Raw genomic sequence first — 14,142 nt, 5'->3', positions numbered from 1 at the left:
AAATCAAATATTATTCTGATATAATGTCAAGAATTTCGTCAATCTCAGGAGCATAATCTTTCTCTTCTTCTTTTTCTACTTTATCGTTGTTATCGTGCAAAAACAGATTAGTTAATTCATTGACATTTGGATACTTAAACAATAAAGCCAACCTAATCTCTACCTCAAATTCTCGGCGTATTAAATTTTCCATTTTCATCATTTCCAATGAATTCATGCCTAGATCAAAAAAGTTATCATTAATTCCGATTTCATTTTTTTCTCTATTCAATAAATCTGCGATTAATTGTATTAATCTTTCCTCAATTTCATTTCTTGGAGCAACATAATTCTTCGAAGAAATGGACTTATTTACTTTTGGCAATTGATCTTTATCAATCTTACCATTAATTGTTAACGGAATTTCATCTATACGGATGATGTGATCAGGAACCATATATTCCGGTAATCTTTCTAATAAATAATTTTGTATAAATTCTAACTTGATCTCTTGTTCAGAAACATAATATGCTACTAATTCGTTCCCTCCTAAACTATTTGGTCTAGCTATGGCAACACAATCTCTTATTTGTTCTAAAGTTTGCATACAAGAAACTATCTCGTTAAGTTCTATTCTATACCCTCTAATTTTTACTTGATTATCTTTTCTTCCTAAAAATTCAATTTTCCCATCTTCTAACCACCTTCCTAGGTCGCCTGTTTTATATAATTTTTCGGAGATATTAAACGGATTTTGAATAAACTTTTCTTTAGTAAGATCAGAACGATTAAGGTATCCGTTAGCCAAGCCTACTCCTGCGACACAAATTTCACCAATAACTCCCTTAGGTTGTATATTGTTATTTTGATCCAGAATATAAATTTTAGTATTATCAATAGGATAACCTATCGAAATTAAATCTTGATGCTTATTAATTTCTTCAGTTATACATCCCACGGTGCATTCTGTAGGACCATATTCATTAAATATTTTAATAGAAGGGTTTATATCTCTAAGTATTCTAATATGTTGTTTATTTAAGGTATCCCCACCAATGATTGCTAATTCTATTGTTTCTGATTTTAAATCCAGACCATCCAATAAGCTAACGTGGGCAGGAGTTAGTTTGATACACGATATATTACTGCCCAAATATGTTGATAATACATTGGTTAAATTATCTGATACTGCAAAAACTTGTACCGCACCTCCAGACACAAGCGGTAAAAACAAACTTGATATCGTAAGGTCAAAAGAAAGAGATGTAAACAATCCAAAATTAGTATTGATCAAATCATTTTCTAAGTAATAGGATTTACCCCAGGATATATAATTATATAACGATTTATGTTCTATAATAACTCCTTTAGGATTTCCAGTAGATCCCGAAGTATAAATAATATATGCAGGCAAGTCATTTGATAGATTGTAACCTAGAGGATCTATTTCTTTTGAAATATCTAATTCGATATCAATTGCTAATACTTTTTCTTCATAATAATCAAGATCAAACATACTATTTGAATCAGTGATCAATAATTTGATGTTAGCATCATTAACAATAAATTCTTTTCGAATCTTTGGCAATTTTTGGTCGATAGGCACAAATGCCGCTCCAGATTTTAATATCCCTAAAACAGCTACTAAAATCCAATTACTAGGTTCTATTTGGATACCTACTAAATCCCTTTCACTGATACCATGAATATTTTTTAATTCATAAGCTAATTGGTCTGACAGTTTATTTATTTCTTCATATGTCAATTCTCCATTTATATCTCTTACCGCTATTTCATTAGGTTTCCGTTTTACTTGTTCAGAAAAGTCATCCAGAATTGTTTTACTTGAAGGTTTTATTTCTGATACATTAAAAGTATTTGTAATTTGATTTACCTCTTTATCAGAGATATAATTAAAAGAACCTAAAGGTTCTTCTGGAGCACTTGAAAATCTTTCAAGTAATCTATAAAAATGACTTACTAATAGTTTAATTCCGTTAGAATCATATTTAGTTTCGTTGTACCTGAAGTTTATTTTAATAGAAGAAACAGTAGGTAAGATTGTCAAGTTAAAATCATAATTTGACTGATCAGTTCCTCCAACAGATTCTACATTGATATCAACCGAATCTGATTGGTTCAGACGTTCTTGAATTGGAAAGTTTTCAAAAACAATAATACTATTTATAAGATCTTTTTTTATTGCACTTTGTGATTGAACTTCGGCTAAATTTAAATAGTGATGAGATGCGCAGTTTATCGAATTCTCCTTCATTTGATATATTAAATCTACTGACGTAGCATCTCTTTCATAAGATAATCGGACTGGTATCATATTACTGAATAAACCAATCATTTCTTCAATCCCTTTTAAATCGCCAGGTCTACCAGAAACTACAGTTCCAAAAACCACATCATTTACATCATTGTATCTAGATAACAAGTATCCCCAAACACTTTGCATTAATGAATTTAATGTAACCCCATTTGCTTGGCAAAGTTCATTTATCTTATCAAATAATTCTCCTTCAATAGATAACCGTTCTTTTGATTCTTTATAGGCTATATTATCATATTCAATATTTTTAAAAGGAATCTCCGATACTTGATTGAAATCTAAAAGATAAGTTTTCCAAAAATCAAGCGAGTCTTTTTTATTTCTTCGCTCCAACCATTTTATGTAGCTAACATAATCTGCTGGCTTAGATAGTTTAAGTTCCTTTTTCTGCTGAATGGAATCTAATATTTGATAAAAATCATTAATTAATATACTGGTACACCAACCATCTAATATTACATGATGATGACTCCAAATAAATTCAAATTCTCCATTCTTGAGTTCAAATATTTTTAATCGCATCTGCGAGGGAGCTTCTAATTCAAACCCTTCTTCTCTATCTTGTTCTTTTGCAGCTTCTACATACTTTTCTTGTTCGCTTTTATCTAAACTATCTGATACTTTTTCATAGAAAAAATTACTTGGCACTGTTTTATGAACTATCTGGAGAGGTGTTCCTGCATATGCGTTAGTGAAACTTGTTCTTAATACTGCATATCTAGAAACCAATTGATCATAAGCCTCTTTTAAATCATTTGTATTAAGATCTAAAGAATTTATTCTATATGTTGTTTGTTCAAAATACAGTAACGTAGAACTACTTGTTAACCAATGATAATATATTCCTAACTGTAATGGTGATAATTTATATATATCTTCTATGGCCTGATCTTTATTTATCTCAGCCAATTCCTGAATAGTAAGACCTTTGAATGTTAAATCTGATGGAGTAATACAACTTGCTTCTTTATCCGACAATTGTAATATAAGTGATTCTAAATGTTTGTTATATGACTCACTCAACCTCTTGATGGTATCTGACTCATATACTTTATCACAATAGCGGATAGAAATATTTAAACGACCTCCTATCATTATCCCAGAAATATCTAAAAGAGTATCTTGACTATTTTCTTTAGCAACACTAGCACCGATATTTTCATTAGAATATTCAAAGAAACCATCTTTATTTCCCCCTATTTTATCCCCAAAATCCCCTAAATAATTAAATAGTATTTCTGGATGTATATCACCTGGTAGTTGATCTGTTAAGTATTTCAGCACTCCATAACCAATACCTTTATTCGGTATCCTTCTTAGATCTTCTTTAACCTGAACCAATGCCTCTTCTGATAACAAATCGTTAGCCCTTAACAAAAATGGATATACTGAAGTAAACCATCCTACCGTTCGACTAACATCAATATCTTCTGTGATTTGTTCTCGACCATGACCCTCCATCTTAATTAAACTCTTGTCTAAGTCAAAAATATCTTTAATAGCTAATCCCAATCCTGTTAATAAAACATCATTAATCTCAGTATTATAAACACTATGTACTTTGGTTTGAAGCAAGTTTGTGACTTCCTCACTTATCACAAAACTCTGATTTGTATTAATCTTTAATGGACCTGATACTTCCTTATCTACTGGAAGGCGACCAAAACTTCCCTCTTCGACTAAAGACTTCCAGTACTCAAGTTCCCTTTCTAATGATTCACTCTTTGCATAATCCTGAAGTAAATTGGACCAATATTGAAATGAGTCTGTCTTTAGCGGTAATGATACCGAAGTCTCTAATGCATAACCATTATATAGTGATGATAAATCTTCCAAAAGAATACGCCAAGAAACTCCATCAATCACCAAATGATGGATAATCAATGCCAAACGATCGCCATCATCTAATCTAAAATGACCTATCTTAAATAAAGGGCCTGTCTCAAGATTAATACTTGATTGTATTGAAGAACCTATTTCTTGTATTCGAGCAGTTGCATTTATATCACCTTGTAGATCATAATAAATGATCTCATAATTATTCTTAGAAACATCACCATTCGCCTGAACCCAATCATCTGATGAATTCTTATAAACCATACGAAGAGCGTCATGATGCTCACATAACTTAGCTATACTTCGTTCTAAACAATCTCGATCGATTGCCGCTGAACTACGAAGTACAACAGATTGATTATAATGATGTGGATTGGCTTTTCCTAAGTTCTGAAAAAAGAATTCCTGGATAGGGGTTAAAATTATATCTCCTTCTACCAAACCTTGGTCTATATCACGAATATCTCCTGTAATATACGCTGAAAGCTCTCCAAGAACAGGTGTACGTAAAATATCTTCTACTCTTAATTGATATCCCTGTTGTTTTAATCGGGAAACTACCTGTATCGATTTTATAGAATCACCTCCCAGATTATAAAAATTATCTTGCAAACCTATTTGATTTCGATTCAAAACATCTTGACAAACCGAAACCAAAGCGTGTTGCTCATCTGTAACAGGAGCCTCATAAACAATACCTGTATCCAACTTAGTGAACACTTCTTTTGATAAAGCTTTCTTATCTACCTTCCCATTATTATTAATCGGAATCTCATCTAATTGAACATAACTAGTGGGAATCATATAGTCAGGAAGCAACTTCTTTAAATAACTACGTAAATTATCTGAAGTCTCCTCTTCTTCTGAAACTAAATAAGCTACTAGTTCTTTTGATAAACCTGATGAATCCACCAGAACTGCAACTTCTTGAATCGAATTCTTACTACGAAGTTGAAATTCAACCTCTCCTAACTCAATCCTGTGACCATTAATCTTGACCTGATCATCCCGTCTACCCAAATATTCAATCGTACCATCAGGTAACCAACGTGCTAAATCTCCAGTCTTATATAATTTAACATCTTCTTTAAAAGGATGAGTTATAAAACGTAAAGCTGTTAATCCTTCCTGATTCACATATCCTTCTGCTAACCCTTTACCCCCAATACAAAGCTCTCCTATAACTCCTTCAGGGAGCATATTATTATACGAATCTAATATATAGACTTCAGTGTTCCAGATTGGACTACCAATGCTGATAGGACCTGGTGATAATTCTGTTCCTTGATCTATGCGAAGTATTGTGCCACAAATACTTGTCTCTGTAGGACCATAAGCATTAAAATAAGTACCATAGGATAGATATGACTTAACACTTTCATAATCAGGAGATTCTCCAGCAGTAATCAGATATCGCATATCCCGTAAACTCTCTACATCCATCAATCGAAGATAGGCAGGAGGTAATGTAGCGATATCTATTTGATGTAACTTAATAAAATCTTCTAGTAATTTAGGATCCGTACGTTCATTATCACTCGCTATAAACAAACCACATCCTGATAATAATGTGATAAAAATCTCTGATATAGAAGCATCAAAAGAGTAAGAAGCAAATTGTAAACTATGGCGACAATCCAACATACAGAATATTGAAATCTGTGACATAATCGTATTAATAATACTACCATGAGAAACCATAACTCCTTTAGGCAAACCTGTTGAACCTGAAGTGTAGATAATATAAGCCAACATAGAACTTTCAATAACAACACCTAAGGAATCTGAATCATAGTCAGAACCATCAAACTCAACATCTATCGCTAATAAATCCCCAGAATAATACTCCAAATCAAACATAAACATCGTCTCTGTAATTAATAAATTAACAGACGAATCTTCAAGAATATGAGATTTGCGATATTCTGGTAAATCTGGATCAATAGGAACATAAACCGCTCCTAACTTTAAAATACCTAAAATCGAAACAATAACACGATCACTACGTGTTAAATGCACCCCCACACGATCTCCAGGTTTAATACTATAATTATCACGTAAACAATGAGACAATTGATTAGACAACTCATCCAATTCACTATAGGTGAGACGAGTATCATTAAAATACAATGCTAAACTATCTGAATGAGAATTCACAATAGATTCAAAACCTGAAACTAAATCACTCACCGAATAAGTTACTTCTGTAGCATTTTTTTCCGAAACTAAAGAGTTAATCTCTTTCTCTGGAAGGTAGTTTAAGGTGGTAAGTTCTTGATCAGAGTTATATAAAAACTCCTCGATCATAACTTGCATATGTTCAACTATTGTACGGATACCTTCTTCACTATACTTTAAAGTATTATAGCGGATTTTAACCCTTAATGAATCTGGATTAGGTATTATTACAATATTGAAATCATAATTTGACTGATCAAAAAAGTCTACTGATTCTATTCTAGAGTTTTGAATACTATTTCCTGAATTGAAATCTTCCTCAATAACTTCTTGAACTGGATAGTTTTCAAAAATCATAATATGATTAATTAAATTCATCCCTAATTCGCTTTCGGATTGAATACTACCCAAACCAAGGTAGTGATGCGAATTTCCTTCAATACCTCTTTTATGTATTTTCTGAAGTAAACTTATAGGTGTTTCATCTTTTGAAGTAATTCTTACAGGAATAGTATTGCTAAACATACCTATCATAGTTTCAACCCCCTTTAAATTGCCAGGTCGACCAGATACAATAGTTCCAAAAACTACATCTTCCTTATCATTATATCTAGAAAGCAAATACCCCCATACACCCTGAATAAAAGTATTAACAGTAACTCCTTCTTGATTACATAATTTTGATATTTGATCGTAGACATCAGGTTTTATTATAAACTCCTCTTTATTCTCTACATATGATCTGTTTTCTGTTGAAATGGAAAAAGGAATTTTAACCGCTGTATCATATCCTTTTAAATAGCTTTTCCAATATCCCAAAGAATCTTTTTCATTTATTTTATCTATCCATTTTATATATTCTGAATATTTAGAGGGTTTAGGAAGCTCTATTGAATTGATTAATTGATAAAAATCATTAATTAATATACTCATACACCATCCATCCATAATGATATGATGATAACTCCAGATAAACTCATACTCTCCAGAATCAATTTCAATTACCTTAAGTCGCATTTGAGATCCTGATTCCAAATCAAAACCTTCTTCTCTATCTTGTACCTTTCTGGACTTAGTAAAGGTTTCTTTCTCCTGTTTACCTAAACCATCAGGTACTTTTTCATACGAAAAATTACTAGGCACTGATTTATGTACTACCTGAAGTGGTGTTCCGGCATAAGCATTAGTAAAGCTAGTTCTTAATGCTGCATGTCTATGAACCAATTTATCATAAGCTTCCTTTAAAACATCAACCTGAACATTATTTGATAAAATTCTATAAGAAATTTGCTCTAAATACATAAAGCTCGAGCTACTAGACAACCAGTGATAATATATTCCTAATTGTAAAGGAGATAATTTATATACATCCTCTATATCATTATTGCTATTGATGACATCTAACTCTTCTACTGTTAGCTCTTCAAAAGTTAAATCTGAAGGTGTTATTTTACTAAACTCATTTGCTGATAATTCCTCTATCAACCCTTTTAGGTGCTTATGATATGACTCTGATAATCGTTCGATTGTCTCTGAGTTATATACCTCATCGGAATAGCGGATAGAAATGTTTAACTCTTCACCTGCCATAATACCAGAAATATCTAAAACTGTATCTTCTCCATTTCTCTTATCTATAGACGCTCCAATATTATCCCCAGAATATTCAAAAACACCTCCTTTTTTAACACCTGCTGTATTACCAAAATCTCCAAGGTAATTAAACAGTATTCTAGGTTCGATATCTTCTTTTATACTTTGAGTTAAATACTTCAATATTCCATAACCAATCCCTTTATTTGGAACCTTTCTTATCGATTCTTTAACATTTATCAAAGCTGATGACAAACTATCCTTTGAAATATCAATTACCAATGGATACGTTGTAGTAAACCAACCTACTGTTCTACTTATATCTAACTCTTCCTTGATTTGCTCACGACCATGTCCCTCTAACTTAATCAAATTCTTCTCTAAACCAAAAACCTCTTTTAAAGCTAAACCTAACCCTGTGAGTAAAACATCATTAACTTCTGTGTTATAAACCCCATGAACCTTTGTCTGTAACAAATTGGTAACCTCAGGGCTTAGCGCAAAACTCTCCCTACTGTTAATTGTTGTTACTCCTATTGGATTTTTATCTGTGGGTAATGCCTTCAAACTTTGATCTTTTAGCAAAGATTGCCAATACTCTTGTTCCACTTCTAAAGCTTCACTCTTAGAATATTCCTGTAATGCATCTGACCAATATTTAAAAGAATCTGTCTTCAATGGTAATGATACTGCAGTATTGGATCGATATCCTTCATATAATGCAGTTAGGTCCTCTAAAAGAATACGCCAAGAAACTCCATCAACTACTAAATGATGTAATATTAAAGCTATTCTGTCTCCATCATCTAATCGGAAATGACCTATCTTAAACAACGGGCCGGACTCTATATTAATACTAGATTGTAAGGCAGAACCTAACTCATAAAGCTTATCCTTAGCATTTGTTTCTCCCCGAAGATCATAGTAGCTTATTTCATAATGAGTACCAGAACTCCCTTTATTGGTTTGAGTCCAACTTGTTTCTGATCGATTATAAATCATACGAAGAGCATCATGATGGCTACATAATGCAGCTATACTCTTTTCTAACAAATCTTGATCTATATCTTCTGAACTCCTTAAAACCAAGGATTGATTATAATAATGAGGGTTCTCCGTCGCAAGATCTTTAAAAAAGAATTCCTGAATAGGTGTTAAGGCTAAAGTTCCTTCTACCGTAGCTTGATCTATATCTCGAATCTCCCCTGTAATATGTGATGATAATTCTATAAGTATAGGATAACGTAATATATCCTCTACTTTTAATTGATATCCATGTTGTTTTAAACGAGATACTACTTGAATCGATTTGATAGAATCTCCTCCAAGATTATAAAAATTATCTCGCATACTTATCTGCTCCCTATTAAGAACATCTTGACAAACGAGTACCAAAGCTTTTTGTTCTTCTGTAACCGGTGCTTCATATTCAATACCTGTAGAAATCTCTGTAAATTCCTCTTTAGATAGCAACTTCTTATCTACTTTACCATTACTAGTAATAGGTATATGATCTAATTGAATATAGGTATTAGGAACCATATATTCTGGTAGTCTAGACCTCAAAAACGTTCGTAGACTATCACTTGTTTCTTCTTGATCTGATACCAAATAACTAACCAAACTCTTCTGGCCTTTATCCTCTTGTACAAAAACAGCCACTTCCTTAATTGAAGGTTTACTTCGTAGTTGAAACTCTATCTCTCCTAGCTCTATACGATGACCGTTTACTTTTACCTGATCATCTTGTCTACCTAAATATTCTATCGTACCATCCGGTAACCATCTACCTAAATCTCCTGTTTTGTAAAGCTTCTCTCCTGACTTAAACGGATGCGAAATAAAACGAGTTTGTGTTAGTTCTTCTTGGTTCAAATATCCTTCTGCCAATCCTTGACCTCCTATGCAAATTTCTCCCGAAATACCTTCTGGCTGTACATTATTATATGTATCCAAAATATAAACTTCCGTATTCCAAATTGGACTACCAATACTTATAGGACCTGAAAATAATTCTGTACCTTGATCTATACGAAGTATCGTACCACAAATACTCGTCTCTGTAGGACCATAAGCATTAAAATAAGTACCATAATTCAAAAAAGCTTTTACTACATCGTAGTCTGGAGATTCTCCTGCTGTAACTAAATATTTTAAACTCGATAGACTTTTTATATCCATCAAGCGTAAATACGCAGGGGGAAGTGTAGCTATTTCTATTTTATTAGTTGTAAGATAATCTGTTAAAGCTTCAGGATCATTTCGCTCCCGATCCCCTACTATATATAAACTACTTCCTGATAATAAAGTGATAAAAATTTCTGATATAGAAGCATCAAAGGAATAGGAAGCAAATTGCAAACTCCTTGTACAATCCGACAGGTTAAAAATTGAAATTTGAGACAAGATAGTATTGATAATACTACCGTGTGAAATCATCACCCCTTTAGGCAAACCAGTTGAACCTGAAGTATAAATAATATAGGCCAACATAGAATCTTCAATAACGATATCCAAGGAATCTGAAGCATAATTAGATCCATCAAACTCAACATCAACTGCTAACAAATCCCCAGAATAATACTCCAAATCAAACATAAACATCGTCTCTGTAATTAATAAACTAACAGACGAATCTTCCAGAATATGAGATTTGCGATACTCTGGTAAATCTGGATCGATAGGAACATAAACCGCTCCTGCCTTTAAAATCCCTAAAATAGATACGATAACCTTTTCACTACGTAACAAATGAACTCCAACCCTATCTCCTGGCTTAATCCCATAATCATTCCTGAGGCAATTAGCAAATTGATTTGATATTTCATCTAACTCCTTATAACTAAGTTCAGTCCCTTCAAAAAACATTGCCAAAGTATCCGGGTTGGTATCTGTAATAGCTTTGAAACCTGAAACAAGATTTGTAGGAGAATAATTCACACGAGTAGAATTGTTATCCTCAACTAGCATCTTAAGTTCCTGACTTGAGATATAATTAATTCCCGAAATACTCTTTTTTGATTCTTTTAAAAGGTTTGATAAAATACTTTTGAAGTGTTTTATTAAATTTTCTATAAAATCTTTTCCATATACATCTTCATTAAACTTAAGAGTCATTACTAATGAATCCCTAGTTTCCCCAAAATGAAATTCTATATCATTTTTACTAAAACAAGCTCCAGAATCTATGATTAAACCTTCTTCAAAATTGTCTTCGGTTAAGATATCTTTCTTTGAAATATTATGAAAAGTAACCGAAATATCGAAAATGGGATTTCTACTTAAATCCGTTTTAATTCCCAAATCGTTTACAATATCATTAAAAGGATACTGCTGATTTGCATAAGCCTCTAATGTATTATTTTTGATACTATTAAAAATTTCTAAGAAACTTTTCTTTTGATCTATTTGATTTCTTAGTACAAGAATATTCCCAAAATAACCAATTAAATTTTCCAGTTCTAACGCATCTCTTCCTGCAATTGGTGCTCCAATGATTATATCGTTATTATGTGTATACTTGCTTAATAAAATTTTTATAGCAGATAATATTCCTATGAAAATACTTCCTTCGTTTTCATTACAAAATGAATTAAGTTCTTTTATTACATCCTTATTTATAGAAGTACTAAGTTTTCTACCATTAAAAGTTTTGATAGATGGGCGATTTTTATTTGTTATAAAATCTATCCTTGGCAGTTCTCCTTCCAATTTATTTGCCCAATAGTCTTTTTGACCTTCTATTGTATTAGAATCAAACCTCGTGCTTAACCAAGCTGAATAATCCTTGTATTGTATTTTTAGTTCGGGAAGAACAGGCTTTTCATCTTTAAGATATGCATCATAAAAGAGATTAACTTCTTTAATTAAAACCTCTTCGGACCATCCATCACTTATAATATGATGCATATTAGTATAAAATATATATTCCCCATTAATTTTGATTAGACAACATCTAAACAAAGGGCCTTTTTCGAGGTCAAATGGCTCGTTCGCATCTTTCGAAATATAATCTTCAAATTCTGAAGTCTTGTCTTCAAAATCTTTAAAATTTACCCTAAAACTAATATCATCAATACCTAACACTTTTTGAAAAACTTCTTCATCATTAGGAGAGACAAACACAGTTCTTAACATTTCGTGTCTCTTGATTACTGATAGTATTGCTTTTTGTAAAAGATTTATCTCAATATTACCATCCAACTTTACTTGTCTTGGCATATTAAATGCTACCGAATTTTTCGGAATTTTGGACATAACCCAAAGTCTATACTGTGATGGAGTTACTATGTGGTTTTCCTTTTCATCCGTTTTTTCAATATACTCAACAACTTTTTGTTCTTTACTTCTTATTAACTTCGATTGCGACTTTATAGTTAAATTAGAAAATAACTCTGTAATATTAAGTGCTACGTTAAACGTATTACTAATTCTCGAATTAAGGCGTATAAGTTTTATACTATTCCCTCCCAGAAATAAAAAATTATCTTCTAAAGAAATTGCCTCAACACCTAAAAGTTCCTTCCATATTAGTTTTAATTTCCCCTCTGTCTCATTATATACTTCCGGTTCTTTTTTTGAATTCAAGTACTCCTTTGCTATAGTTTTTAGAGCCTTAACATCAATTTTCTTATTTACATTAAACGGTATCTGTTTAAGAGGTATGAAAAAGGAAGGCACTTCATAAGTAGATAATTTTGATAGACTATACTTTTTAATATCGTTTTCAATTCCATCATCGGAGCTCTGATAAAAACAATAAAGATTATATTCCTTTTCAATACCTTCTAAAAGTAAACATTTGGTCATCCGTACCTTATCAGAAGCAATAATCACCTGTTCAACATAGTTGGTATCAACTCTTACGCCATTAATCTTTACAATCCCGTCTTCTCTCCCAATTATTGTTACATTTCTTTGCGCATCATATTTACCATAATCTCCACTATCATAAATAATATCTTTTTCTAAATTAAGTGGGTTTTGTATAAATTTCTTAGCTGTAAGTTTTTCATCCTTATAGTAACCTTTAGACAAAAAAGGTGTTTTTATGAAAATCCTTCCTACTTCATTAATTTCGCAGACTTCATTTTCTTCGTTCAGAATTAAGATCCCCGAATTAGAAATAGCTTTCCCAATACTTACGACATCAGAAGAAGGACTATTTATATTATCCTCTATCTTATAAAATGTTTTAACTAATGTCGATTCTGTAGCTCCATATAAATTAACCATCAGAGTGTTGTTTCCATATCGTTCTCTCCAATTGATAATGTCTTTATAGAATAACTTTTCTCCTGCCAAGAACAATAATTCCAAATCCTTAAAAGGATCAGAATTCGTATCTTCTATCAACAATGTTCTAAAAATAGTTGGTACCGTATGAATTAAGCTGATTTTTTCATTTCTTATCCAATCTGATAGTAGAACAAAGTTATTTTTAACGTTTTGGGGAGGTATACAAATCGTACCACCACTGATCAATGGCACAAAAACATCTCGCAGTGAAGCATCAAATGACATACTGCCTAAAAAACCTAGCCTAACATCTTGAGAGATGTTAAATTCATTAACTTCCCAATGTATATAATGGCTTAAACTTTTATGTTGTCCCAGCACCATTTTTGGTGCTCCAGAAGACCCTGAGGTAAAGAAAATATAACTTGAATCTTCTCCAGAAATCTCAAGATTTGGATTCATATCAGATGATGTAACTCCAATTAACTCCTTTGTATCATTTTCACCTAAACCACTTATTCCCAAATCATTGTTATCAAAACTTAAAACAATAATATGAGGAATCGTATATTCGAATTGAGAATTATATTTTTCGATTTCCTCTACACCTTTTTTATCTAATAATAAAATTTTAGGTTTAATTACTGTGTAGATTTCTTTCCAATGGTTTTCTTTAAAATTTCTGTCAATCGGAATATAGATCGAGTTGGATTTGAAAATACCTATTAAAGAAATGATATTAAGTATTTCATCAGAAAATAGTGTGGCCACCTTATCTCCTTTATTAATATCATTATTTATCAATACAGAGGCTATGTTATTTGCAAAAGTATTAAGTTTTGAATAGGTTATATTTTGACTATCTGATTGAATAGCTATTTTATCTTGAAATTTTTCAACGACAGTTTCAAAAACAGTATGTACTACTTTTTTATTCATGATTTTGTGAAAATGAAATTTTATTTAATTGTTTAAAGAAA

General features: G+C 31.7%; 1 protein-coding gene. It reads right to left on the bottom strand.

The window, feature by feature from the left end; genetic code table 11:
- Nucleotides 1-10 precede the first annotated feature (10 nt).
- A complete protein-coding gene (locus J8L88_RS10820) occupies nucleotides 11-14,101 on the bottom strand; it encodes a non-ribosomal peptide synthetase (protein ID WP_211060741.1) in 14,091 nt (4,696 codons plus the stop codon).
- Nucleotides 14,102-14,142: the final 41 nt, after the last annotated feature.

The sequence above is a fragment of the Aquimarina sp. MMG015 genome (genome assembly GCF_018100855.1).
Lineage (GTDB): Bacteria > Bacteroidota > Bacteroidia > Flavobacteriales > Flavobacteriaceae > Aquimarina > Aquimarina latercula.
The sequence above is the reverse complement of the archived record's forward strand: the minus strand, read 5'-3'. Positions and strand labels throughout refer to the sequence as shown.